Origin of the sequence: Nonomuraea sp. NPDC049750, assembly GCF_040659625.1 — a bacterium.
GTDB lineage: Bacteria > Actinomycetota > Actinomycetes > Streptosporangiales > Streptosporangiaceae > Nonomuraea.
The window spans coordinates 1-26,409 of sequence record NZ_JBFANB010000061.1 but is presented as its reverse complement, the minus strand read 5'-3'; the positions used below and the strand labels follow the sequence as shown (position 1 = coordinate 26,409).

Genomic DNA, 26,409 nt, shown 5'->3' with positions numbered 1-26,409 from the left:
ATATGCCATCCCGACCTTTCGCCGCCCTGCCCGACCTGGTGCGGGCGCAGGCACGGCGCACGCCCGACGCGATCGCCGTGCAGCACGAGGGCACGCTGCTCGACTACGCCACCCTGGACCTGCGGGTCTCCCGCATGACCGCCCGGTTGCGCGCCGCCGGGGTCGGGCGCGGCGACTTCGTCGGGGTCCTGCTGGAACGGGACGCCGGCCTGCTCGTGGCGCTGCTGGCGGTGCACCGGGCGGGGGCGGCGTACCTGCCGCTCGACCCGTCGCACCCGCCGGCCCGGATCAGCCGGATCGCCGCCGACGCGGGATCGCGGCTGCTGGTGACCACCCGCGCGCACGAGAGTCTGGGACTGCCGTCCCTCTACACCGACGACCCTGAGGCCGACGCCGCCCCCCTCGACACGTCGGCGGTCGCGCTCGACCCGCAGGACATCGCCTACCTGATCTACACCTCCGGCTCCACCGGCGCGCCCAAGGGCGTCCTGGTCACGCACGGCGCCGTCGCCAACCTCATGGCCTCGATGCTGACCTGGCCCGGACTGACCGCCTCCGACGTGCTGCCCGCCGTCACCACCGCGGGCTTCGACATCTCCGTGGCCGAGCTGTTCCTGCCGCTCGTCGCGGGCGCGCGGGTGGTGATCGGCAGCGCCGAGCAGGCCCGCGACCCGCGGCTGCTCGGCGAGCTGCTGGACGCCTCCGGGGCCACCCACCTGCAGGCCACGCCGACGAGCTGGCGGATGCTGCTGGACTCCGGCTGGCGGCCGCCGCCCGGGTTCACCGCCTGGTCCGGCGGCGAGAAGCTGGAGGCCGACCTGGCCGACCGGCTGCGGGAATCGTGCGCGGTCGTCTGGAACCTGTACGGCCCCACGGAGACCACCGTCTGGTCGGCGGGCGGCCGCATGACCGGCGCCCCCATGACCGGCGCCCCCATGACCGGCGCCCCCATGACCGGCGGCCCCGCGGACCCGGCGCACGACTTCGCCGGCTCCCCGGACTCCCCGGACTCCGCCGGCTTCGCGGCCTTCGCCGCGACGAGCCTGCACGTGCTGGACGACGACCTGGAGCCGGCCGACGAGGGCGAGCTGTACATCGGCGGCGCCGGGCTGGCCCGCGGCTACCTCGGGCGGCCCGCGTTGACCGCGGACCGGTTCGTGCCCGACCCGTACGTGCCCGGTGCGCGACTGTACCGGTCGGGCGACGTGGCGCGGCGCACCGCCGACGGGCGGCTGGAGATCCTCGGCCGGACCGACCACCAGGTGAAGATCCGCGGGCACCGGGTCGAGCCGGGCGAGATCGAGGCCGCCCTGCGGACCCACCCCGAGGTCCGGGCGTGCGTCGTGCACCCGTTCGGGACGCCGCCTCGGCTGGCCGCTTACGTGGTGGGCAGGGCCGGGCAGGCTCCGCCGGCCGACGAGTTGCGGGCGCACCTGGCGACGACGCTGCCCGCGTACCTGATCCCGGCGGCGTTCGTCACGCTGCCCGAGCTGCCCGTGTCGGCCAGCGGGAAGGTGGACCGGACCGCCCTGCCCGTGCCCAGCGCCGACCTGGGCGCGCCACCGTACGCCCCGCCCGTCACCGCGACCGAGAAGCTGGTCGCCGCCACCTGGCAGGACGTCCTCGGGGTCGAGCGGGTGGGGCGGGACGACGGGTTCCTGGCGCGTGGCGGGGACTCGCTGGCCGCCGCCAAGGCGATCTTCCGCGCCTCCCGGCACGCGGGGGTCCGGGTGCCGCTGCGCGCCCTGTTCGAGGCGGGTACGGTGCGCGCGTTCGCCGCCTGGCTCGACGAGGCCGTGGCCGCCGCCGCGCTCGCTCCTGTCGCCGCCGCGGTCCCGGAATCCGGCGGCGGGGTTATCGAGGGGCGTGTCGCCGGGCAGTGGGCGCCGGTGCCGGCCGGGGAGCGGGCGCCGCTGTCGTCCGCGCAGCTACGGCTGTGGCTGCTGGACCAGATGGGCGACGGCGGCGACGCCTACCACGTGCCGCTGGTGCTTCGCCTGACCGGTCGCCTCGACCACGACGCCCTGCTGGCCGCCGTACGCCGGCTCGCCGAACGCCACGAGTCGCTGCGCTCCCGCTACGCCTGGGACGGCGGCGAGCCCGTTCAGGAGGTCATGCCGGCCGAGGCCGTCACCGTCACGGTCGCCCGCCTCCCCGCCGGCCGCGACGCCGAGACCGAGACCCGCGCATGGTTGCGGCGGCTGGTGAGCGCCGGCTTCGACCTCGAACACGCCGCCCCCTGCCGCGCCGGCCTGCTCCAACTCGCCCCGGACGAGCACCTGCTCGCCCTGGTCGCCCATCACATCGCGATCGACGGCTGGTCGCTGGACGTGCTCCAGAAGGACCTGGCCGACCTCTACAGGGCCCTGTCGGCGGGCGCCGAACCCGCCCCCGCCGGCCCGGCCGCCCGCTACGCCGACCACGTGGCCCGGCAGCGCGACCGGACCGGCGACGACGCCCACCTGGCGTACTGGCGCGACCGGCTGGCCGGGCTGGCGCCGCTCGACCTGCCCGCCGACCGGCCCCGCCCGCCCGTGTGGTCCCCGGCGGGCGCCGCGCTGCGGTTCGAGGTGGCCGCCCCGCTGCGCGCCGCCGTCACCGAGCTGGCCGCCCGGCACGGCGCCACCCCGTTCATGGCGCTGCTGGCCGCCTTCCAGGTGCTCCTCGGCCGATACGCCGGCACCGGCGACGTCGCCGTGGGCACGGTGCTCGCCGGGCGGTCCGGGCCGGAGTTCGACGAGGTCGTCGGCCTGTTCGTGAACACCGTGGTGATGCGGGCCGACCTGTCCGGCCGCCCGGCGTTCGCCGAACTGCTCGACGGCACCCGGCGTGACCTGCTGCACGCGCACGAGCACCAGGACCTGCCGTTCGAGCGCCTCGTGCAGGAGCTCGAACCCCGCCGCGACCCGTCCCGCAACCCGCTGTTCCAGGTGATGTTCGCCTTCCAGGGCCCCGACTGCGACGACCCCGACTGGGGCGACGGCCTGCGGGCGCGCCGCGAGCCGCGGCCCGCGGGCGGCTCCACCACGTTCGACCTGACGCTCTCGGTCAGCGACGGCGCGGACGGCGGCTGGTCCGGCTATCTGGAGTACAGCACCGCGCTGTTCGACGAGGCGACCGCCGCCCGGCTGGCCGCCCACTACCGCACCCTGCTCGCCTCCGCCGTCGCCGACCCGTCGGCGCCCGTGGCCGAGCTGCCGGTGTTCGACGGCGCCGCCGCCGTCGAGGGGCCGGCCGGCGTGCCCGCCCCCGGCACCCTGACGGACCTGGTGGACGCCCGCCCGCCCGGCGACCCAGCCGTCACCTGCGGGGACGAGCGGATGACGTACGGCGAACTGAGCGCGGCGAGCGACCGGCTGGCCCACCATCTCGTCGCGGCCGGCGCGGCGCCCGGTGACCTGGTCGCGGTGCGGCTGCCGCGCGGCGTGCCGCTGCTGGTGTCGATGCTGGCCGTGGCCAAGGCCGGCGGCCACTACCTGGCCGTGGACCCGGACCACCCGCGCGAGCGGGTCACCGCGATGCTCGCCGATGCCCGCCCCCGCCTGCTCATCACCGCCGGGCCGCTGAACGGCGTGCGGCTGGACGGCGTACGGGTGGACGGCGCGCGGCCGGACGGTGTGCGGTCGGATGGCGTGCGGTCGGACGGTGTGCGGGTGGTGCGGCTGGATGACGAGGCCGGTGCCATCGCCGCCCGGCCCGCTGGTCGGCCGGCCGTGCCCGTGACGCCCGCCGACCCGCTCGCCCTCGTCTACACCTCCGGCTCCACCGGCACGCCCAAGGGCGTCGTCCTCACCCACGCCAACGTGCTCAGCGCCGTCACCGGCCGCCGCGCCTACGCCGAGCCGCCGCGCCGGCTGATGCTGCCGGTGTCGCCGACGTTCGACGTGTTCCTGTCGTTCGCGGCCTGGACACTCTGCTCCGGCGGCGAGCTGCTGCTGCCGCCGCCCGGCCCCCGCGCCGACCTGGACGAGCTGGCCCGCCTGGCCCGCGAGCACCGCCCCAGCCACGTGGTCTGCGGCCCGCACCTGGTCAGAGCGCTGCTCGAACACGACTCCGCCGCCCTCGCCGCGATCTCCACGGTCGTCACCGGCGGCGAGTCCTGCCCGGTCGCGCTGCTCGACGACCTGGCCCGCCGCGCCCCCGGCCTGACGCTGATCAACGAGTACGGCCCCACCGAGGCGTCCTGGGGCAGCTACTTCGACACCGCCGCCGGTACGGTGCCGCCGGGGCGGGCCGCACTCCCCATCGGCGCGCCCCCGGCCGGCTACCGCGTCCACCTATGGGACGACGGCGGCTCTCCGGTGCCTCTCGGCGCGGCCGGGGAGATCGTCATCGGGGGCCCCGGCGTCGCCCAGGGCTACCACGGGCGGCCCGCGCTGACCGCCGCGCGGTTCGTACCCGACCCGTCCGGGCCGCCCGGTGCCCGCGCCTACCGCACCGGCGACCACGCCCGGCTCGACTCCGGCGGGAAGCTGCAGTTCCTCGGCCGCGTCGACGGCCAGGTGAAGATCCGCGGCCACCGCGTCGAGCTGGGCGAGATCGAGGCCGTACTGTCCGGCCACCCGGACGTCGCCCAGGCCGCCGCCCGCCTCGACGCGGCCGGCCGGCTGGCCGGGTACCTGGTGCCGGTCCCCGGCCGGGCCGCGCCCGACGCCGCCCGGTTGCGCGCCTACCTCGCCGAACGGCTGCCCGAGCACATGATCCCGGCCGGGTACGTACCGATGCCCGAGCTGCCCGTCACCCCGCACGGCAAGGTGGACCGCGCCGCGCTGCCCGAGCCCGGCGACGGCGCACTCACGCCCGCCCGGACCGGCACGCCGCCGCGCACGCCCATCGAGGAGCTGGTCGCGGAGGCGTTCGCGGCCGTGCTCGGGCTGACCGGGTGCTGCGCCGAGGACTCCTTCTTCGACCTGGACGGCAACTCACTCACCGCCGCCCAGGCCGTCGCCAAGGTCCGTGCCCGGTTGCCCGTCACCGTGGGGGTGCGGGACCTGTTCGCGGCGCCGACCGTGGCCGGGTTCGCCGAACTTCTCGGGGCCCGGATGTTCGAGGCACTGACCGCGCGGGGGACCGAGGCCGAGCCGCCGCCCGCCACCGCGCCCGAGGTGCCCGCCGTCCGGCGTCAGGACGCACCCCTGTCGTACGCGCAGGAACGGCTGTGGCTGCTCGACCGGATATTTCCCGGCGGCGCCGACTACGTCGCCCCGATCGCGTGGCGACTGCGCGGCCGGCTCGACCCCGCCGCGCTCCGCCAAGCCCTCGACGGGCTGGTCGCCCGGCACGACGTGCTCCGCACCCGGTACGAGCTGCGCGACGGCGAGCCGCGCCAGGTCGTCGACCCGGCGACGGCGCTGCCTCTGGCCCACCACGACCTGGCCTCCGACGACACCGCCCCCTACGACCCGGCTCACCAAGGCCCGGCTTTCGGCGACACCGCCCCCCACGACCCGGGTGGTGGCCGGCGGCTGGAGGCGTTGCTCGCCGAAGAGGCCGCGCGCGGGTTCGATCTGGCCAGGGAGTGGCCGCTGCGGGCCACGCTGGTGCGGCTCGGCCCCGACGAGCATGTGCTGCTGCTCACCGTCCACCACATCGCCTGCGACGCCTGGTCGCTCACCCTGCTCACCGACGAGCTGGACACCCGCTACCGAGCCGCCGCAGCGGGGAGCGCGCCGGACCTGCCGCCGCTGCCCGCCCAGTACGCCGACCACGCCGTCGGCCAGCGCGGGCAGCCCGACGACGCCGAGGCGCTGCGGTACTGGCGCGATCGGCTGGCCGGGCTGCGCGACCTCGCCATGCCCGCCGACCGGCCTCGCCCGCCGGTGCGCGACCGGCGTGGCCGCACCCTCGGCTTCCGCCTCCCCGGAGACCTGGCCGCCCGGGTCAGGGCGCTGGCCCGCGAGCGCGGCGCCACCCCGCACATGGTGCTGCTGGCCGCGTTCCACCTGCTGCTGGGCCGCTACTGCGGGCAGGACGACACCGTCGTCGGCACGCCCGTCGCCCGGCGTGACACGCCGGACGAGGAGACCATGATCGGGTTCTTCGTCGACACGGTGGTGCTGCGTGGCGACCTGGCCGGAGCCCGGGTGTTCGGCGAGCTGCTCGACCGGGTCCGCGACGACGTACTCGGCGCGTTCGCCTACCAGGCGCTGCCGTTCGAGCGGCTGGCGCAGGAGCTCGCCCCCGAACGCGACGCCTCGCGCAACCCGCTCTTCCAGGTGATGTTCTCCTACCAGAACGCCCGCGCCGCCACTCCGCGGCTCGGCGCCCTGGAGGTCTCCGAGGTGCCCGTCGCGCCGCGGACCGCGAAGTTCGACCTGACCCTGGAGGTCGCCGAGGGCCGTGACGGGACCCTGACCGCGAGCTTGGAGTACGCGACCGGGCTGTTCGACCGGGCCACCATGGAGGCGTTCGCGGAGCGGTACGTGTCCGTGCTCAGCCAGGTCCTCGACGACTCCGGCCGGCCGCTGGACACCGTCGACCTCCTCACCCAGGCCGAACGCCACGACCTGATCACCGGCTGGAACGCCACCGCCGCCGACCGTCCAGGCCTGCCGCTGCACGCCCTGTTCGAGCGGCAGGCGGCGGCCACACCGGGCGCGACCGCCTTGGCCGACGGAACACGCACGGTCACCTACGCTGAGCTGGACACCGCGGCCGGTGCCCTGGCCGGGCGGCTGCGGGCTGCCGGGATCGGGGCGGAAAGCCTGGTCGCGGTCGCGCTGCCGCGCGGGACGGCGCTGGTGGTGACGCTGCTGGGCGTGCTGAAGGCAGGGGCGGCGTACGTGCCGCTGGACCCCGGGCACCCGGCGGAACGGCTGACCGCGGTGCTGCGCGAGTCGCGGGCGGCGGCGATCGTCACGGACGGCGACCTCGCCGCGCGGCTCGCCACCCGGCCGCCGCTGGTCATCCCGCCGCCGAACCTGAACGCGCCCGACGCCCCACCCGCTCTCGACCCCGCACCCGCTCCTGGTGCTTCACCCGCCCTGGCGGGCGCGCCGCGGGTCGATCTGGATGCGCCCGCGTACGCGATCTTCACGTCCGGGTCCACCGGTACGCCCAAGGGCGTGGTCATCACCCATCGCGGCATCGTCAACCGCGTCCTGTGGACCGTCCGCCGGCACGCCCTGACCGCGGCCGATCGGGTCCTGCAGAAGACCACGATCGCGTTCGACGCGGCCGGGTGGGAGATCTTCGCCCCGCTGGCCGTCGGGGGCACCGTCGTGCTCGCCTCCCCGGGCGCCGAACGCGACCCCGCGCTGATCGTCGCCGACGCCGCCACCCACGGCGTGACCGTGCTCCAGGCCGTCCCGTCAATGCTCGGCCTGCTGGCCGAGGAGCCCGGCCTGTCCGATTGTGCGGCCCTGCGCCTGGTGTTCTCCGCCGGCGAGCCGCTGACCGCCGACCTGTGCGCGCGGCTCGCCGCCCGGCTGCCCGCGGAGCTGCACAACACGTACGGGCCGACCGAGTGCTCCATCGACGTGACCGCCTGGCCGTACCGGCCGGGCATCACCACCGGCGGCCACCTGTCCGGCAAAGGGACCGTGCCCATCGGCGGCCCGATCGACAACACCGCGATCCGCATCCTCGACGCGGAGTCCCGCCCGGTGCCGGTCGGCGTGCCCGGCGAGCTGTGCGTCGCCGGGGACGGCCTGGCCCGCGGCTACCTGCACAACCCCGCCCACACGGCCGCCCGGTTCGTGCCCGACCCGTACGGCCCGCCGGGCGGCCGCGTGTACCGGACCGGCGACCTGGCCCGCTGGCGGGCCGACGGCGCGATCGACTTCCTCGGCCGCCTCGACCACCAGGTCAAGGTACGCGGCGTGCGCGTCGAGCCGGGCGAGGTCGAGGCCGTCCTGGCCGCTCACCCCGACGTGACCGCCGCGGCCGTCGCCGCCGGGGCCGATCCGCACGGCGACACCCGCCTCATCGCGTACGTGCTGCCGGCCAGCCGGCCCGACCTGTCCGTGGACAAGCTCCGGCTGTACCTGTCGGAACGGCTGCCCGAGCCGATGGTGCCCGACGCCGTCGTGGTCCTGGACCGCTTCCCGTACACACCGAGCGGCAAGCTGGACCGGGCGGCGTTGCCCGCGCCGGACGCCGCGCTGTTCGTCCCGCGCGGCGGAGCGTACGTGGCGCCGCGCGACCCGGCCGAAGAGGTGATCGCCTCGGTGTTCGCCGATGTGCTCGGGCTGGAGCGGGTCGGTGTGCACGACAGCTTCTTCGCCGCCGGGGGCAACTCGATGCTCGCCATGCGGGCGGTGTCGCGGCTGCGGGAGACGTTCACGGTGCCGGTGACGATGGGGGCGCTGCTGGACGCGAAGACGGTGGCCGAGCTGGCCAGGCGGCTGTCGGCCGCCCAACCCGCTCAGCCCGAGCCGCTCGGTCCGGTCCCAGCCGCCGCACAACCGCCCGCCGACACCACCCGCACCGCTCTCACCGGCCCCGCTCCCACCGGCACCGTTGAGATCGCCTCGGACGCGGGCGCCCGATCCGCTCCCGGCGTCGCCGGGGAGCACGTGCCCCTGTCCGCCGCGCAGCGCCGCATGTGGCTGATGTACGCGATGGACCCCGCCGGCACCGAGTACCTGGCCCCGATCGCGCTGCGCCTGCGCGGCACGCTCGACGAGGCCGCCCTGCTGGCCGCCGTCGAGTCCGTACGCGACCGGCACGCCGTCCTGCGCACCCGGTACGAGGCCGCGGACGGCGAGACCCGCCAGGTCGTCGACCCGCCCACGCCGCTCAAGCCGTACCGCGTGGACCTGTCCGGCCGCCCGGACCCCGAGCGGCAGGCGGCGGAGCTGGTCGAGCGGTGGGTCGCCCGCCCGTTCGACCTGGCCGCGGAGGCCCCGCTGCGGGTGGCGCTGGCCAGGATCGGCACCGACGACCACGTACTGCTGCTGCTCACCCACCACATCGCCTGCGACGGCCGCTCCCTCGACGTCATCGCCCGCGAGCTCGGCGACGCCTACAACGCGCTGCGCGCCGGCGAGCGGCCGGCCCCCGAGCCGCTGCCCGTCCAGTACGCCGACTACGCCATCTGGGAGAACGGTCCCGAGGCCGGTCAGGCCCGCCGCCGGCGGCTGGCCCGCTGGCGGGCGGAGCTGGCCGGCGTGCCCGCGCTCGACCTGCCGCTGGACCGGCCCCGGCCGCCGGTGCGCGACCCGCGCGGCGCCGTGCACACCTTCCGGATCCCGGCCGGCGTCGCCCGCCCCGTCCTCGACCTGGGCCGCGAGCGGGCCGCCACCCCGTTCATGACCTGGCTGGCGGCCTTCCAGGCGCTGCTCGGCCGCTACACCGGCCGCACGTCGTTCCTGGTCGGCGCGCCCGTCGCCGGGCGGGACCTGCGCGCCGTCGAGAACCTCGTCGGCTGCTTCGTCAACACCATGCTCACCCGCGCCGACCTGTCCGGCGAGCCGGACTTCGGCACCCTCGTGGACCGGGCTCGCGAAGGTGTGCTGGCCGCCCTCGATCACCGCGACGTGCCGCTGGAGGACCTCGTGGACGCGCTCGGCGTCGAACGCGACCTGTCCCGGGTGCCGCTGCTCGATGCGATGCTGGCCGTCGAGGACACGGCGCTGACGCCGTACCGGCTGGACGGGCTGGCCGTCGGGCCGTTCCCGGTGACGCGGCGGGCGGCGATGTGCGACCTGACGCTGACCCTCGGCGAGGGGCGCGACGGGGGGTGGACGGCGGAGTTCGAGTACGCGGCCGCGCTGTTCGATCCCGGCACCGTGGCCCAGCTGGCCGAGCACTTCCTGCTGCTGCTCGGCGCGTGCGCCGCCGACCCCGCCGCCCGGCCGTCGGACGTGCGGCTGGTGGACGTGGACGAGCCGGACGAGCCGTTCGCCACCCCGCTGGTGGCCGCCGCGGTCGCCGACTGGGCCCGCCGCACGCCCGGCGCGGTCGCCCTCACCGAGGCGGCCGGCGACGGCGGGACCGGGACCTACACCTACGCCGAGCTGGACCGGCTGTCGGGGCACCTGGCCGCGCGGCTGGTGGCGGCGGGAGTACGGCCGGGGGAGTGCGTGGCCTCGTGCCTGCCGCGCGGGTCGCTGGTGGCGGTGTCGCTGCTCGGCATCCTGCGGGCCGGGGGCGTGTACGTGCCGGTGGACGCGGACTCGCCGCCGGAACGACTCGCCGCGCTGCTGGCCGACATCGCCCCGGTCGCCGTCGTGACGGACGGGTCCGCGCCCGCAAGCGCCTCGTCCGTGACGGACCTATGGGTGACCGGCTCGTCCGAGTCGGGTCCGTTCGGGTCCGGTCCGTCCGGGTCCGTCGTGGCCGTGCCGGTCGTGGCGGAGGGTGCCCCGCCCGACGTGCCCCTGCCCGAGCCGGATCCCGGCGACCTGGCGTACATGATCTTCACCTCCGGCTCCACCGGCCGTCCCAAGGGCGTGCAGGTCGAGCACGGCTCATACGCCCAGCACTGCGTCGTCCAGGCCCGCGCCTACGGCCTCGCACCCGGCGACGCCTTCGCCCTCATGGCGTCCGTGACGTTCGACGCCTCGCTGGACCAGATCGCCGCGACCCTGATGGCCGGTGCGACCGTCGTGGTCGCCGACCCCCGTGCCACCCTGCCCGGCGACCTGGCCGACCAGCTCACCCGCAGCCGCGTCACCGTACTCGACGTCACCCCCGCCTACTACCGCGAGCTGGTCGCCGCGCTGCGCCCCGGCGACGGCCGGCTGGCCGGGCTGCGGCTGATGAGCGTGGGCGGCGACGCCGTCACCTACGCCGACGCGGCGATGTGGGCCGCGACCGGCCTGCCCGCCGGCTTCCACACCGGCTACGGGCCCACTGAGGCGACCATCGCCACCACCGCCCACACTGTCACTGACCTCGGCGAACCCCCCGACACGCTGGTCCCGCTCGGCCGTCCGCTGCCCGGCACCGGCGCGTACGTCCTGGACGCGAACCTGTCGGCCGTCCCGCACGGCGTCGTCGGCGAGCTGTACGTCGGCGGCAGCCGGGTCGCCCGCGGTTACCACCGCGCGCCCGCCCTGACCGCCGCCCGCTTCCTGCCCGACCCGTACGCGCCACTGCCCGGCGCCCGCATGTACGCCTCCGGCGACCTGGTCCGCCGCCGCGCCGACGGGATCATCGAGTTCGTCGGCCGCGCGGACCGGCAGATCAAGATCCGCGGCTTCCGGGTCGAGCCCGGCGAGATCGAGGCCGTCCTGGCCACCTGCCCGGGGCTGCGCACCGGCGTCGTGGAGGCCAGACGTTCCCCGCTCGGCGACCTGCGGCTCGTCGGCTACGTCGTCGCCGAACCCGGCGTCACCCCCACCGACCTGGCCGCCCACCTGCGCGAACGGCTGCCCGACTACATGGTGCCCGCCGCCTGGGTGGAGCTGGCCGCCCTACCGCACACCCCGAACGGCAAGACCGACAGAAAGGCCCTGCCCGACCCCGACTGGAGCCGCCCCCAGCCCGCGAACCGCTACACACCGCCACGTACCGAGATGGAGGAGTACGTCGCCGACGTCTGGGCCGCGGTACTCGGCCTGGAACGGGTCGGCCGCGACGACGACTTCTTCGTCCTGGGCGGCAACTCGCTGCTCGCCTCTCGGGTGCTGCTGCGCCTGCGCGAGGCGTTCGACCTGCCCCTGTCCCTGCGTCAGATCTTCGAGGCGCGCACCGTCGCCGCGCTCGGCGAGCTCTTGGAGCACGCCATCACGGAGGAGATCTCCCACTGGACGCGGGAGCAGACGATGTCCCTGCTCTCCGAAGGAGACCAAGCATGACGACCACGACGCCGCCGGACGCCGGGCTCTTGGTGCGCCGCTACCTCGACCGGAGCCGACGCTCCAAGCCCACGCTCATCGCCGCCCGCACCGACCGAGACCGTCCGCCGCCACTGTCGGCCGGCCAGCGCCGCCTCTGGTCGCTCGACCGGATCCGCCCCGGCGGCACCGAGTACCTGGTCCCGGTGGCGCTGCGGCTGCGCGGCCCGCTGGACGCCGCCCGGCTGCGCGCCGCGCTCGACGGCCTGGCCGCCCGCCACGAGATCCTGCGCACCCGGTACGCGGAATCCGGCGGCGAGCCGTACCAGCTCGTCGACCCGCCCGGCCAGGTGCCGCTGACCAGCGTGGACCTGTCGGCGGAGCGGGACCTGCGGGTGCGCGGCATCGTCGCCGCGGGCACCCGCCGCCCGCGCCCCGCCCTGGACGCGCTGCTCGCGCAGGAAGGCGAACGGCCCTTCGACCTGGCCGCCGAGTGGCCGCTGCGCGCCGCGCTGTTCGCGCTGCCCGGCGGCGAGCACGTACTGCTGCTGACCGGCCACCACATCGCCGTGGACGGCGTCACCATGGACGTGCTGGTCGACGAGCTGTGCGCGGAGTACGCCGGCGGCGTCCCGGCCGCGCCCGCCCTGCAGTACGCCGACTACACCGACTGGCAGCGGGCGTTCCTGGCCAGTCCGGCCGCCGCCCGCCAGCTCGGCTACTGGACGCGGCGGCTGGCCGGCGTCGCCCCGCTGGAGCTGCCCGCCGACCGCACCCGCCCCGCCGAGTGGGACGCCACGGGCGACGTCGTCACCTTCGACGTGCCCGCCGCCGAGGCCGCCGCCGCGCTGGCCGAGGGGGCGCGCCGCTCGGCCACGCCGTTCATGACGCTGCTCGCCGCCTTCTGGGCGGTCCTCGGCCGGTACACGGGCACGGACGACGTCGCCGTCGGCACCCCCGTCGCCGGTCGGAGCAGAGTGGAGTTCGAGCGGCTGCCCGGCTACTTCGCCAACACGCTCGTGCTGCGCGGCGACCTGTCCGGCGAGCCCTCGTTCGGCGACCTGGTCGGCCGGGCGCTGACCGCCGTCACCGAGGCATACGACCACCAGGACGTACCCTTCGAGCGGATCGTCGAGGAGCTGCGGCCCGGCCGCGACCTGGCCGTCAACCCGCTGTTCCAGGCCCTGCTCACCTACCGCGAGGACACGGCGGCCGCCCGCGCCGCCGGACCGCTGACCGTCGTCGAGGAGCCGGTCGGCTGGTCGCCCGCCCGCGTGGACATCGCCCTCGACCTCACCCTGCGGCCCGACGGGTCGCTGCGCGGCGCGCTGGTCTATCCGACGGCGCTGTTCACCCGGGCCACCGCCGAAGGGCTGGCCGGGCACCTGGTCACGTTCCTGCGCCGGGCCGGCCGTACCCCCGGCGTGCCTGTACGCGAGATCGCCCTCACCTCCACCGCCGAACGCGAACGCCTGCTGACCGGCTGGAACGCCACCACCGTGGACCGGCCCGCGCACTGCCTGCCCGACAGGTTCGCCGCTCGCGCCGCCCGCGACCCCGACGCCGTCGCCCTCGTCACGCCCGCGGGGACCATGTCGTCTGGCGAGCTCGTCACCCCTGCGGGCACCATGAGGTCCAGCGAGCTCGACGCCGCCACCAGGACCATGACCTACGGCGAGCTCGACGCCGCGGCCAACCGGCTCGCCTGGCTGCTGCGCTCGCGCGGCGCCGGACCCGAGAGCCGGGTCGCCGTCTGCCTCGACCGCTCGGCCGATCTGGTGACCGCGCTGCTCGCCACCGTCAAGGCGGGGGCCGCGTACGTGCCGATCGACCCCGAGTACCCGCGCGACCGGATCGCCTACCTCGTCGCCGACTCGGCCGCCCACGTGGTGCTGACCAGCGCCGCGCACGCTCACCTGTGCCCGCCGGACGCCGTCGTCCTCGACGGGCTCGACCTGGCGGCGTACCCGGCGACACCGCCGCCGGTGCCGCGCGACCCCGACGGCGCCGCGTACGTCATCTACACCTCCGGCTCGACCGGGCGGCCCAAGGGCGTCGTCGTCTCCCACCGGGCCATCGCCAACCGGCTCGACTGGATGCAGGACGCCTACCGGCTGACCCCGGACGACGCGGTGCTGCAGAAGACGCCGTTCGGATTCGACGTGTCGGTGTGGGAGTTCTTCTGGCCGCTGGCCGAAGGCGCCCGGCTGGTCGTCGCCGCGCCTGGCGGGCACCGCGACGGGGCGTACCTGCGCGACCTGATCGTCGGCGAACAGGTGACCGTCTGCCACTTCGTGCCGTCGATGCTGCGCTCGTTCCTGGACGTGCCCGGTGTCGGGGCGTGCACTTCGCTGCGGGAGGTCATGTGCAGCGGCGAGGCGCTGCCCGCCGACCTGGCCGGCCGCTTCCACGACCTGCTCGGCGCCCGCCTGCACAACCTGTACGGGCCCACCGAGGCGGCCGTGGACGTCACCGCCTGGGCGTGCCGGCCCGGGTGGGCCGAGGCGCGGGTGCCCATCGGCGGGCCCATCGACAACATCGCCGTACACGTCCTGGACGAGGCGATGCAGCCGGCGCCGGTCGGCGTACCGGGGGAACTGCACATCGGCGGGGTCGGGCTGGCGCGGGGGTACCTGGGGCGGCCGGGACTGACGGCCGAGCGGTTCGTGCCGAACCCGTACGGGGCGGGGCGCCTTTACCGGACCGGGGACGTCGTGCGGCGGCGGGCCGACGGGACGCTCGACTACCTGGGGCGGCGGGACCACCAGGTGAAGATCCGGGGGCACCGGATCGAGCCGGGGGAGGTCGAGTCGGTGCTGCTGGAGCATCCGGGGGTGGGGGCGGCGGCCGTGATCGTGCGCGACGACCGGCTCGTGGCGTACGTGGTCGGCACGGCCTGTGCGGACGGCTCTCGTACGGACGGCTCTCGTACGGACGGCTCTCGTACGGACGGCTCTCGTACGGACGGCTCTCGTACGGACGGCTCTCGTACGGACGGCTCCCGTACGGACAGCTCCCGTACGGACAGCTCCCGTGAGGACAGTGCTTGTGCGGACGGCTCCCGTGCGGACGGCTCTGGTGAGGACAGTGCTTGTGCGGATGGCTCTCGTGCGGTGGGGGCTGGCGGCGGAGGGCTGGACGGCCGGCAGGTGCGGGGGTGGCTGGTCGGGAGATTGCCCGCCTACCTTGTGCCGGCGTTCGTGGTGACGCTGGACGCGCTGCCCGTCTCCGCGCACGGCAAGCTCGACCGCGACGCCCTTCCGGCGCCCCGGGCCGCCGAGGCGGACGACGCGTTCGTGGCGCCCCGCGACCCGGCCGAGCGGGCCGCCGCCAGCGCCTGGGCCGCCGCGCTGGACCTGCCCGCCGTCGGCGCCCACGGGAACTTCTTCGAGCTGGGCGGCGACTCCATCCGGGCGCTGCGGGCCATCGGGCTGCTGCGGGAGGCCGGCTGGGAGGCGGGCGTGCAGGACGTGTTCCGGCACCAGACCCCCGCCGCCCTGGCCACCGTCATGACTCCCGGAACGTCCGCCGGACACGTCCCCTCGGCGCCGTTCGTCCACGTCCGTCCCGCCGACCGGGCGCTGCTGCCACCATCGGTGGCAGACGCGTACCCGCTCACCCAGGTGCAGGCCGGCATGCTGGTCGAGCTGGCCGCCGATGGCGAGCTGAGCCCGTACCACAACGTCACCTCCTACCTGGTACGCGACGACGGGCCGTTCTCGCTCGGGGCCCTGACCAAGGCCGCCGAGACGCTGGCCGCCCGGCACGACGTGCTGCGCACCTCTTTCGACCTGGCGGCGTACTCCGAGCCGATGCAACTCGTACACCCCGAAGCTCGTGCGCACATCACCGTCGAGGACCTCACCGCGCTGCCCGCCGCCGAACAGCGCGCCGCCGCGGCCGCCGCGCTCGACCGGGAGCGGCGGCAGCCGTTCGACCTGGGGCGCGCGCCCCTGTGGCGGCTGTACGCCCAGCGGCTCGACGAGCGGCGATGGCGACTCGGCTGGGTGGAATGCCACCCGATCCTCGACGGCTGGAGCCACAACTCGCTGCTGACCGAGCTGCTGGAGGTGTACCGGGCGGTCCGTGACGGCCGGCCGGTGCCCGAGCCGGCGCCGTGTCCCGTCCGGTTCGCCGACGCCGTCGGGCTGGAACGGGCCGCGCTCGCCTCGGCCGAGCAACGTGACTTCTGGGAGAGCCGGGTGCGCGGCTTCGAACGTCTCCGGCTTCCCGAGGCGTGGACCGCGGACATTCCCTTCGAGCGTCTCCGGCTCCCCGAGGCACGGACCGCGGACATCCCCGCCCCGGAGGGTGAGCCGGGGGCCTGCACCAATGATCCGTTCCCCTATGACCTGCGGGTGCCCGTCGGGGAGCTGATGCCGGGGCTGCGTGCGTTGGCGAAGGTTGCCGGGGCGCCGCTCAAGAGCGTGTTCCTGGCCGCGCATGTGCGCGTCATGAGCATGGTGACCACGCAGCGGGCGTTCCGTACCGGGCTCGGAGTGAATGGGCGGCCCGAGGTGGCCGGTGGGGATCGGGCGCGCGGCATGTTCCTGAACGTCGTCCCGTTCGCGACCGGCACCGGCGCGGCCACTTGGCGTGAGCTGGTGCGGGAGGTGTTCGCGGAGGAGACGGCGCTGTGGCCGCACCGCCGCTTCCCCGCGCCGGAGATGCAGCGGCGGTGGAGCCCGGACGAGCCGCTGATCGACGTGCTGTTCAACTATCTCGACTTCCACGTGCTGGACCGGGACGCGCTCGACCTGGCCGAGACCGACGACCGCAGCGCCACCGACTTCGCGCTGGTGGTATCCACGGAGCCTGGCGCGGTGGTGCTGTCCGCCTCGCCGCGCGCCGTCCGGCCGGCGTGGGGGGAGCGGCTGGCCGCGTTGTACGCGTCGGTGCTCGCCGCGATGGCGGCCGACCCGGACGGGGACGCGCAAGCCGACCTGCTCTCGCCGGTCGACCCAGTTGGGTATGCGCGGGCTGACCTGGTCCCACCGGCCGAACACCGCCGCGCCCTGGCCGGCAGGGACGCCGCGCCGTCCCTGCCGGGGCTGTCGATCCACGAGCTCTTCGCCGCACAGGCGGCCCGGACGCCGGACGCGATCGCGGTCGAGTTCGCGGTCGCGCCGGTCTCAAGCCCGCCACCCGTCGGCCGCATGGGCCCCTTGTCCACGGAGCGTTCGTCTACGGTGGGCTCCTCCACGGCCTGCGGAAGCGAGCCGGAGCGGCTGACCTACGCGGAGCTCGACACCGCCGCGAACCGCCTGGCGCACCGGCTCGCCGGCCGGGGTGTGCGGCCGGGAGACATCGTCGGGATCTGCCTGGACCGCTCGCCCCGCCTCATCGTGGCGGTCCTGGCCGCGCTCAAGGCGGGCGGCGCGTACCTCGCCCTGGACGCCACCGACCCGCCCGTTCGGATCGCCGAACTGCTGACCGACGCGGCGCCCCGGCTCGTGATCACCTCCGCCGACCTCGCGAGCGCCATCGGGCGCCTGGACACGATCCTCCTCGGCGAGGCGATCGAGGCGATCGAGGCGATCGAGGCGATCGAGGCCACCGAGGCCACTGAGAGGACGGAGAGGACCGAGAGGACCGAGAGGACCGAGAGGACCGAGAGGACCGAGAGGACCCAGGCGACCGAGACGACCGAGGCCACCGGCGGCGGTCCGGCCGCACCGCCGCTCGCGCCGGTCACGCCTGACGACCTGGCGTATCTCATCTACACCTCGGGCTCGACCGGCCGACCCAAGGCCGTGGCGGTCCCGCATCGGGGCGTGGTCCGGCTGGTCACCGGCCAGACCTACGCCGAGTTCGGCCCCGGGGAGGTGCAGCTGCTGCACTCGCCGATCACGTTCGACGCCGCCACGTACGAGATCTGGGGCGCGCTGCTGCACGGCGGCCGGCTGGTCGTCGCTCCGCCCGGCCTGCTGGACGCCCGCGAGCTGCGTGAGGTGATCACCCGGCACGGAGTGACCTGCACGTTCGTCACGCACGGACTGTTCAAGCTGATGATGGACGGCGACCTGACCGGCCTGCGCGGCCTGCGCACCCTCATCACCGGCGGCGAGGCCGTCTCCGCCGAACACCTCGAACGCGCCCGCCGCGCCCTTCCGGCCACCCGCCTGGTGAACGCGTACGGACCCACCGAAACCACCACGTATGCCACCTGCCACCCCCTCGATCCCGGTCAGCCGGTCACCGGGCCCGTCCCCATCGGCCCGGCCATCGCCCACACCACCGCGTACGTCCTCGACCACCTCAGCCGGCCGGTCCCGCTGGGCGTGCCGGGCGAGTTGCACATAGGCGGCCCCGGCGTGGCCCGCGGCTACCTCGGCCGACCGGCGCTCACCGCCGACCGATTCGTCCCCGATCCCTTCAGCCCCGAACCTGGCGCGCGGCTCTACCGCACCGGCGACCTGGCCCGGCTGCGGCCGGACGGCGGGTTCGACTTCCTGGGGCGGATGGACGACCAGCTCAAGATCCGCGGCCACCGCATCGAGCCGGGCGAGGTCGAGGCGGCCATGAACAGGTACCCGGGCGTCCGCATGGCCGCGGTGGCCGCCCGCGAGATCACTCCGGGCGACCGGCGGCTGGTCGGGTACGTCATGCCGGGCACCATCGACGTGTCACGGCTGCGCGCCCACCTCGGCGGGCTGCTGCCGGCGCACCTCGTGCCCGATCACCTGGTGGCGCTCGAGGCGTTCCCGCTGACGGCGAGCGGCAAGGTGGACCGCGCCGCCCTGCCCGCCCCCGGAGGGCACCGTCCAGACCCGCGCACCGGGTCCGGGCCGCCCCGGGACGGGCTGGAACGCGCGGCGGCCGAGGCGTTCGCGGCCGTGCTGGGAGTGGACGCGATCGGCAGGGAGGACGACTTCCTGCAGCTCGGCGGGCACTCGCTGGCGGCCATGCGGGCGGCGGCACGGCTTGAGGCCGGCGCGGGCGTCCGAGTGACGGCCCGCGACATCATGCTCCACCGCACGGTCGCCGCCCTCGCGGCGGCTCTCGCCTCCCTTCCCGGTACGGCGGCCTTTCCCGGTACGGCGGCTCTTCCTGGTACGGCGGCCTTTCCCGGTATGGCGGCTCTTCCTGGTACGGCGGCTCTTCCCGGAATGACGGCCGCCTCGCTCGGCACGGACACCGTTCCGCGGGCCTTGGCCGGGGCGACTGTCGGCGCGGGCGTGACGCCTTCGATCGGTGGCGCGGTTGTGGCGCCTTCGACCGGCAGCCCGGACGTGGCGCCCTCGACCGGTGGTGCGGGCGTGGAGCGGGAAAGGCCGGGCCTGGCGGCAGTGTGGTTCCGGGCGTCGGGGGAGCGGGCGCCGCTGTTCGCCGTGCATCCGGGCGGCGGCAGCGTGCACTGGTACCGCGAGCTGTCCCGTCGGCTGCCGGGGGACCGCCCGTTCGTGGCGCTCCAGCATCCCGGGCTCGTGGACGAGGACGCCGCCGCCACCCCTGTCTGGCGGCTCGCGGAGGCGTACCTGACCGAGGTGCGGGCCGCGCAGCCCGCGGGGCCGTACCGGCTGTTCGGGTGGTGCGGTGGGACCGGGGTTGTGTGGGAGATGGCGGCCCGGCTGCGCGACCTGGGCGAGGAGGTCGAGCTGCTGCTGCTCGACCCGTGCCTGCCCGCCGTCGACGAGCCGCTGCACCTGCGGCTGCTCAGACGCGGCGAAGCACTCCTCTCCGCACTGGCCGCCAACGGCGGCGACGGCAAGGCGCGGGCCGAGCTGGCCGTCACTGGCGACGGTGGCGATGGCAAGGCGCGGGCCGAGCTGTCCGCCGACGGCGACGGCAAGATGCGGGCCGAGCTGGCCGAGGTGCTGGCGGCCGTCGTGGACGACAACGACGGGCGGCCGATCACCGAGGAGGATCTGCACGAGGACTGGGCGCCCCGGCTGCGGCTCTGGCGCGGCATGGCCGAGGCCGCCCAGCTCGACCGGCCGCGGCCCGCCGCCGTGCCCGTCGAGATCATGCTCACCGACGACCTGATGGGCGACGGGCACGACGCCAAGGGCGGACTCACGCACGAGGCATACCTGCGCGAATGGCGCCGGCTACGCGGCGGGGACGTGCCGGTCGGCCGGTTCCGCCACGGCCACTTGGACGTTATGGCCCCGCCGCACGTGGACGAACTGGCCGCCCACATCGCGCGCTGGCTCGACCGAGCGGATCAGACAGAGCAGACAGAGCAGAGAGATCAGACGGAGCAGACGGAGCAGGCGCACCGGGTCGGCAGGGCGGGGGAGGCCCGATGAGCGCGCCGTCCACCGTGGCCGCCTCCACCGTGACCGCGACCGCCTCCACCCTGGCCGCCTCCTCCGGGAGGGCGGTCCTCGGGGTCCGGGGCGGGAGCGTGCGGGAGGAGCTGCGGCGGCTCGGGGCCGGTACGCCGCCCACCCCGCTCGTCTGCGTCGGTGCCGAGGTAGAAAGCCGGCGGGTGATCGTACGGCTGAAGCTCGAAGGGGCCGGCACCTGGGGCTCCATCAAGGATCGCACCGCTCTCAGCCTCCTGCGTTCGGTTGCCGACCGGCTCGACGTGCCGGGCGCCGCCCTGGTCGAGTCCACATCCGGCAACCTCGGCGTCGCTCTGGCATCCGCGGCCCGCGCGCTCGGCATCTCGTTCACCGCCGTGGTGGACCCCAGCCTGTCGCCCGTGCTGGCCGAACGGATGACCGGCCTGGGCGCCGTACTGTCCGAGGTCAGCCGACGCGACGCCCAGGGCGGCTACTTGTCGGCCCGCCTGGACCGGGTCGCCGCGCTGCTGGCCGCCGACCCCGCCCTGGTCTGGACCGACCAGTACCACAACCCGGCCAACCCGCTGGCCCACTACCAGGGCACCGGCCCGGAGTTGCACAAGCAGGCACCCGGGTCGATGGACGCGGTGTTCGTGGCCGTGTCCACCGGCGGCACCCTCGCCGGGCTCGGCCGGTACCTGCGCCAGCGGCGGCCGAAGGCGCGGGTGATCGCGGTGGACGTGCCGGGGTCCCGGGTGTTCGCCGACCCGGCGGGCACCCGGCTGCTGACCGGTATCGGGGCGTCGCGGCCGTCGGCGTTCCTGCGGCAGGGGGACTGGGACGACGTCGTCATCGTGGACGACGCCGATGCCGTCTCCCACTGCCACGCCCTGGCCGGAACGACCGGGATCAGGCTCGGCGGCTCCAGCGGGGCCGTACTCGCCGCCTGCACCCGCTACCTGGCCGAACACCCGGAGATCACCTCCCCGGTCTGCGTCTGCCCGGACTCCGGCGGCAACTACACGCAGACGCTGTACGCGCCCGCGTGGCTGGCCGACCGCGGCGTCGAGGTGGCCCGCGACCTGCCCGCCACGTTCCTCCGCCGAGAACACTCATGAGCGCCGCGCCGGCGGAGGACGCCCCGGGGGTCCTGCCCTCCGAAACGCAGACCGCCCTGTCCGTACCTGCCGAAAAGCAGGCTGCCCTGTCCGTACCTGCTGAGACACAGGCCGCCTTGTCCGTGCCCGCCGGGACGCGGGCTGCCTTGTCCGTGCCCGCCGGGACGCGGGCTGCCTTGTCCGTGCCCGCCGGGACGCGGGCTGCCTTGTCCGTGCCCGCCGGGACGCGGGCCGTGCGGCCCGGTGCGCCCGCCGTGAGCGTGTGGTGGGCGCGCGTCGCGGACGCCAGGGACAGCCTCGCCGCGCTGCTCGACCCCGCCGAACGGGCCAGGTACGAGGAGTACCGCCGCCCCGCCGACCGCGCGAGGTTCCTCACCGCCGCGGCGCTGCTGCGCCTGGTCGTCGGCCGGATGCTCGACGTGGCCCCCGAACTGGTTCCCCTGGATCGGTCGTGTGACCGGTGTGGGCGCCCGCACGGCCGGCCACGCCTGCCCCCCGGGACCGGCGCCCCGTCAACCTCCTGGGCCTCGACCCCCGTCCTGTCGGTCTCGCACGCCGGGGACAGCCTGGTCGTGGCCGTCGGCGTCGGGGTCGAGGCGGTCGGCGTGGACGTCGAGGCGATCGACCACACCCTCGACATAGGCGAACTCGTCGGCGTCGCCCTCACCGATCGGGAGACCCGGGCCCTGGACGCGCTCGACCCGCCCAGCCGGGCGTCGGCGTTCCTGCGGCTCTGGACCAGGAAGGAGGCGGTGCTGAAAGCCCTGGGCGTCGGCCTCGACCACGCCCCCGACCAGGTGGATGTTCTCGGCACGGGAGAGCCGGTACGCGTCATGACCGAACAGGGGGAGGCGACGCTGCTGTCCCTCAACCCACCCCGCGGATATCACGCCAGCCTGGCGGTGATCCGCGGCCCGGTACCGATCGTCGAGTGCGACGGCACCGGCCTGCTCGCCGGCGGAACCCAGAAGGAGCACATCTGGTGATCAGCGTCGGCGGCGGGACGGGCCTGCCGGGGTGAGCCCGGGGATCGTCCGCGAACCTTGGTGGGAGCGGGCCGGGACATCGAGCGTGAGCGATCACGACAAGGCGTCCCGGTCCCGTGCGGCGTTGCCGGCGGTGGACGGCGAGCTGACCGGTCGCGGTGCATGCCATGGGCAAAGGCGCAGGCGACCCACGGCTCGACGGCTGAAGGCTATTGACGCCACAGGTCGACCAGGGCATCCGCTACTCAGCTGTTCCTGATCATGCGGTCTCCACCGAGAGCGAGCAGGCAGAACATGTCGAACTGATGAAGGTCGGCCTTGTCCATACGCTTGATGGCCTCGATGCCGGAGCGAGCCGTGTTGATGTGACCGAGTGTGTCCAGGCGGGTTGCATCGAAGGCAGGGTCGTAGTCCGCGCCATGTCTGGCTTCCAGAAGCTCGTTGAACGCGCTGGCCAGCACTTCCAGATCCACCGGAACGCGCCAGGAAGCGGAATCAACCAGAAGAAGCCGGACCGGGCTCGGTGGCGTACGGCCAGCCGCGATGTCCTCCACCCAGCGGGCGACCTTCTTGAAGTTGCCATGGGCATACCAGCGGCCGATGGCTTGCTGATGCTCGACCGGCCCATTCCTGGCCGCGCGCTTCGCGCCATGCTGTACGAGCTCATGGAAGAGCGCATAGTAGGCCGTTGAGGTAGCACGCCTCAGGTAGGCGGTCCGAGGACGGCCGCGCCCGGCGGTACGGCCTGCGAGGGTGTCGGCTAGATGGAGGTAGTCGTCTGCCTTGAAGTCTCGCCTCACAACCAGTCCTGCTGGTCCCTGGTCAGGGCCTGGTCAATAACGCCTGTGCTGTTGTCTTCGAGCGGCTCGTCGACGTCTTCCCGGGCTTGGAATTCTTCCGGGGTGAACAGTTTGACGTAGACGTGCTCATCGATCTGGCGTTGAGCGGCAAGCTTGTTCACCTCCCTACGCAACGCATGGGTAAATTCGGCCGGCCACCCGTTCTCGTCAGGCGTGTCCATAATGATCACAGCTCGGAGTGCTGCCTCGCCATCGGCATCAAGGTACGGCTCAACCGAAGCCTCCTGGATGTGCGGCGCGTCTGGAATTCGCATGTCGCGGATCGCCATGGCCAGTTCGTTCAAGGCTTCGCCCTGCCGCTTCATGCTCATGATGACCATCTTCGCACTTCCCGACTTCGACCAGAGGGCAGGCGAGGGCGCGTCACCAGAGGATCCTGTTCCGACCGAACATCTTCTTTGTGGTCAAGCCGACACCCAGCGTAGCGGCCCTGGTGACCCAGGGGCGGTGAAATCGTGGTGGTAGCGGCGTTCGTGCGTTCGCCCCGGCTGTCCTTGATGTGGACGATGCCGCCGCCGGTCAGAGTTTGAGTCGTCGGCAGACGGGGCGGTTTAGGTTGTGTGCGGTTCGGTGCCCGCCGGAGTGGCGTGCCCTCCGAACATTGCCGCGGCTTGCCGGCCTTTCACCTGGTTCTCCGTGACGTAAGGCCGCAGTTCCGCCTCGTACGCGGCGAAGGCGGTCTTGTGGTCGCCGTCCGCCTCGACCAGGCCGCGGGCGAGCGTCCATGCTCCGATCAAGGCCTGTGAGGTGCCCATGCCGCTGGTGGGCGCGGCGCAGTAGCCCGCGTCGCCGAGCAGCGTGACCCGGTCGTGGGACCAGCGGTCCAGATGGACCTGGCAGGAGGAGCCGAAGTAGAAGTCGTCGGCTTCGCTCATCGCCTTCAGCAGCCGGGGCGCTTCCCAGCCGTGCTCGGCGAAGGCGGCCCGCACGGCCTGTTCCTGCTCCTGGCGGTCGCGGCGGTCCAGCGCGGGGGAGGTGGTGGCGAAGGAAAGACTGACCGTGAGAGGGGCCGCCGCGTCGAGGCCGAACAGGTAGATCGCCGTGTTCGGGGTCTGCTGGAGCAGTCCGGCGCGGTCGAGCCCGAGGTAGTTGGGGGTGCTGAACCCGGCTCCGGAAAGGCCCAGGTGCCGCAGCGCGTCGGCGTGCGGGCCGAAGGACAGCAGCCGGACCTTGGAGTAGACGCCGTCGGCGCCGATCACAAGGTCGAAGTCGCGGGTGGCGCCGCGCTCGAACTCGACCGTGACGCCGGACTCGTGCTGAGTCAGCGCGCTGATGGAGTCGTCGAACACGTACGCCACGTTGTCCGCGGTGATGCGGTGCAGGATCCGGGTCAGTTCCTGCTTGGGCACCTCCAACTCGCCGGCGAACGCCTCCGCGGGCAGCTGCCCGATCTCGGCGCCGTTCTCGTCCACCAGCGTGGTGCCGCGCATCTTCGTGTCGTGCGCCCGGACCTCGGCGAGGATGCCCATCTCCTCCAGTACGCCGAGTGCCTGGCCGCGGAAGTCCACCGCGTAGCCGCTGTCGCGCAGGTGCGGGGCCCGCTCTATCACGGTCACCTCGTACCCGTCGCGGTGCAGGAAGTAGGCGAGGGCGGGCCCGGCCACGCTGGCGCCCGAGATCAGAACCGTCGTCTTGGTCATGGAGATGACCGTAAGCGCGTCTTGCCCATTTGGTCAAACCAAATGGATAGACCGAATGGGCAAGTTCTTCGGTATGCTGCGCCGCATGGGAAACCGAGAGGATCTGCTGGCCGGCGCCAAGCGATGCCTGATCGAACGTGGCTGGGCTCACACGACCGTCCGGGACATCGCCTCGGCCGCTGGAGTGAGTCACGCCGCCATCGGCTACCACTTCGGCTCCAAAGACGCCCTGCTCACCCAAGCCCTGGTGGAGGCGGTTGACGAGCTCGGTGACGAACTCGCCCGTCGCACCCCGTCCGACGAGCCGGAACAGCGCTGGCAGGCGCTGATCGACAGCTTCACCACTCATCGGGCGTTGTGGGTGGCCCAACTCGAGGCCGTAGTGCAGGCCGAGCGATCACCAGAGGTGCGTGAACACCTCGCCAAAGGGCAGCGCCAGGGGCGAGAAGGGCTCGGCGGTTCCGTGCCGCTCGCGTTGCTGACCGGTCTGATGCTGCAGTGGCTGGTGGACCCGGATCACGCGCCCTCCGGCGCAGATGTGATCAGCGAGCTCCGATCACTCCGTGACCTGTGACGTCCGCCGGTGAACGTTCATCGGCTCGGATCGGGATCAGACGGCGCCGAGCGTGGCGATGAGTTCAATGACCTGGTACGCGGTCGGGAAGTCCGGGGCCGCGTAGCGCAGCGTGCAGCCGTCTTCGAGCTCCATGCCCGGCACCAGCAGCGCGTGCTCGGTCATCCGCGGCCGGTGCACCCGTACTTCCAACCGCACCGGGCCGTCGAAACGCAGCGGACGGACGACCCCACGGCCGGCCAAGGCCTCGGGTATCGCCTGTTCGATCCTGTCGCATGCCTCGTCGGGGTGCAGCAGCGCGGCGGCGCGAGCGCCCAGCGCGTGCTTGACCACCACTGAGCGGATGCCCGGGGCGACCTCGGCCGCCTCTGCCGCCACGCTGTCATCGCCGCTCACCAGCACCGGCGGTACGCCGCTGTGCGCCGCGAGCGCGGTGTTCAAGCCGATCTCGCCGAGGGAGCGGCCATTGCAGCGCACGTCGGCGATCACTCCGCCAGAGACGGTGTGAGCCATGACCGAGCGGGGCGTGCCTGCCTTGCCGTGATAGCCGATGAACAGTACCGCGTCGATGGTGTCCGCCAGTCCGGCCATCATTCCGCCGGGTTTGGGCGCGCCACGCAGTAACTCGGCACGCCGGTCCAGCAGTTCGGGGAGAAGATTGCGGAAACGCGCGTGGGCCTCGGTGACCAGCACCTGGGCGCCTGCCTCGTAGGCGTGGACGCCGCGGACGGCTGCGCTGGCCTCCGCCGTGAGCAGTTTGCGGTTGCGCTCGTATTCGCTGTGGCCGGGGATGACATCATCGCCATCGACCACCCCGGCGATTCCCTCCATGTCCACCGAGACAAGCACCCGCATCTCGATCACGCCTTTCCAGGTCGTTCGCACGTACGCCTGCGGCTGAAGCGCCATGGTATCGAGCGCTTTGCGCCCCTCGGGGTGTGGTCCGCCAGCATGTGGATCATGCCCGGCGGGATCCCGGTTACCTGTCCGTGTATTCCGTGGTACGCCGTGGTACGTAGGGGTACAATTGAGCCATGGATGCTCCGATGCCTCGACCGACCGAGGTGAGCGTGCGCCAGTTCGTCAACGACTCTGGAAGCATCACGCGCGGCCTTCGCGAGGGAAAGCGATACATACTGACGATCAACGGCGAGCCGCTGGCCGAAGTGAAGCCGATCAAGCGCCGCCGGTTCGTTCCCACAGCTGAGGCGCAGGCCGTTTTCGCCACAGCCCCGGCTATTGACTGGGACGAGGTGCGGGCTGATCTGGATACGATG

At 74.1% G+C, this 26,409-nt stretch carries 10 protein-coding genes; 6 read left to right on the top strand and 4 right to left on the bottom strand.

Annotated elements, in window-relative coordinates:
- Nucleotides 1-2 precede the first annotated feature (2 nt).
- The 4 genes from AB0J16_RS58835 to AB0J16_RS58820 are packed head-to-tail and all read left to right on the top strand — an operon-like array spanning nt 3 to nt 22,058.
- The gene (locus AB0J16_RS58835; RefSeq protein WP_358557911.1) at nt 3-11,744 is read left to right on the top strand and encodes an amino acid adenylation domain-containing protein; all 11,742 of its coding nucleotides are present in this window, start codon (nt 3-5) and stop codon (nt 11,742-11,744) included.
- A complete protein-coding gene (locus AB0J16_RS58830; protein ID WP_358557908.1) occupies nt 11,741-19,975 on the top strand; it encodes an amino acid adenylation domain-containing protein in 8,235 nt (2,744 codons plus the stop codon). The genes AB0J16_RS58835 and AB0J16_RS58830 overlap by 4 nt, the downstream gene beginning before the upstream one ends.
- Entirely contained in the window at nt 19,972-21,072 is a 1,101-nt protein-coding gene (locus tag AB0J16_RS58825) for a pyridoxal-phosphate dependent enzyme (protein ID WP_358557906.1), read from the top strand. Before AB0J16_RS58830 ends, AB0J16_RS58825 begins: the two co-directional genes overlap by 4 nt.
- Nucleotides 21,069-22,058, top strand: coding sequence for a 4'-phosphopantetheinyl transferase superfamily protein (locus AB0J16_RS58820; protein ID WP_358557903.1), 990 nt, complete (start codon nt 21,069-21,071; stop codon nt 22,056-22,058). Before AB0J16_RS58825 ends, AB0J16_RS58820 begins: the two co-directional genes overlap by 4 nt.
- Before the next feature lie 245 nt (nt 22,059-22,303).
- Here the strand turns inward: AB0J16_RS58820 and AB0J16_RS58815 are convergent, their stop codons facing one another.
- The 3 genes from AB0J16_RS58815 to AB0J16_RS58805 all read right to left on the bottom strand — a co-directional run bounded on the left by AB0J16_RS58815 (nt 22,304) and on the right by AB0J16_RS58805 (nt 24,558).
- Complete coding sequence (locus tag AB0J16_RS58815; RefSeq protein WP_358557900.1) at nt 22,304-22,858, bottom strand: hypothetical protein; 555 nt, start codon at nt 22,856-22,858, stop codon at nt 22,304-22,306.
- Nucleotides 22,855-23,229, bottom strand: a complete 375-nt coding sequence (locus tag AB0J16_RS58810) for a hypothetical protein (protein WP_358557897.1) — start codon at nt 23,227-23,229, stop codon at nt 22,855-22,857. Before AB0J16_RS58810 ends, AB0J16_RS58815 begins: the two co-directional genes overlap by 4 nt.
- 240 nt (nt 23,230-23,469) lie before the next feature.
- Nucleotides 23,470-24,558: an FAD-dependent monooxygenase gene (locus tag AB0J16_RS58805; protein ID WP_358557895.1), complete on the bottom strand. Its 1,089-nt coding sequence runs from the start codon at nt 24,556-24,558 to the stop codon at nt 23,470-23,472.
- Between the two features lie 55 nt (nt 24,559-24,613).
- Between AB0J16_RS58805 and AB0J16_RS58800 the strand changes: the two genes are divergently transcribed.
- Nucleotides 24,614-25,132: a TetR family transcriptional regulator gene (locus tag AB0J16_RS58800; RefSeq protein ID WP_358557892.1), complete on the top strand. Its 519-nt coding sequence runs from the start codon at nt 24,614-24,616 to the stop codon at nt 25,130-25,132.
- A 36-nt stretch (nt 25,133-25,168) separates the two neighbouring features.
- Here AB0J16_RS58800 and AB0J16_RS58795 read toward each other — a convergent pair whose 3' ends face one another.
- Nucleotides 25,169-26,041, bottom strand: coding sequence for a M55 family metallopeptidase (locus AB0J16_RS58795; protein WP_358557889.1), 873 nt, complete (start codon nt 26,039-26,041; stop codon nt 25,169-25,171).
- A gap of 125 nt (nt 26,042-26,166) precedes the next feature.
- Here AB0J16_RS58795 and AB0J16_RS58790 point away from each other — a divergent pair.
- The coding region (locus tag AB0J16_RS58790) for a hypothetical protein (protein ID WP_358557886.1) at nt 26,167-26,409 on the top strand (243 nt) is incomplete at its 3' end.

What these genes read in the sequence shown, in the direction of transcription:
- AB0J16_RS58835 (WP_358557911.1), top strand. Translation starts at nt 3, where the DNA reads ATGCCATCCCGACCTTTCGCCGCCCTGCCCGACCTGGTGCGGGCGCAG.
- AB0J16_RS58830 (WP_358557908.1), top strand. Translation starts at nt 11,741, where the DNA reads ATGACGACCACGACGCCGCCGGACGCCGGGCTCTTGGTGCGCCGCTAC.
- AB0J16_RS58825 (WP_358557906.1), top strand. Translation starts at nt 19,972, where the DNA reads ATGAGCGCGCCGTCCACCGTGGCCGCCTCCACCGTGACCGCGACCGCC.
- AB0J16_RS58820 (WP_358557903.1), top strand. Translation starts at nt 21,069, where the DNA reads ATGAGCGCCGCGCCGGCGGAGGACGCCCCGGGGGTCCTGCCCTCCGAA.
- AB0J16_RS58810 (WP_358557897.1), bottom strand. Translation starts at nt 23,229, where the DNA reads ATGAGCATGAAGCGGCAGGGCGAAGCCTTGAACGAACTGGCCATGGCG.
- AB0J16_RS58805 (WP_358557895.1), bottom strand. Translation starts at nt 24,558, where the DNA reads ATGACCAAGACGACGGTTCTGATCTCGGGCGCCAGCGTGGCCGGGCCC.
- AB0J16_RS58800 (WP_358557892.1), top strand. Translation starts at nt 24,614, where the DNA reads ATGGGCAAGTTCTTCGGTATGCTGCGCCGCATGGGAAACCGAGAGGAT.
- AB0J16_RS58795 (WP_358557889.1), bottom strand. Translation starts at nt 26,041, where the DNA reads ATGGCGCTTCAGCCGCAGGCGTACGTGCGAACGACCTGGAAAGGCGTG.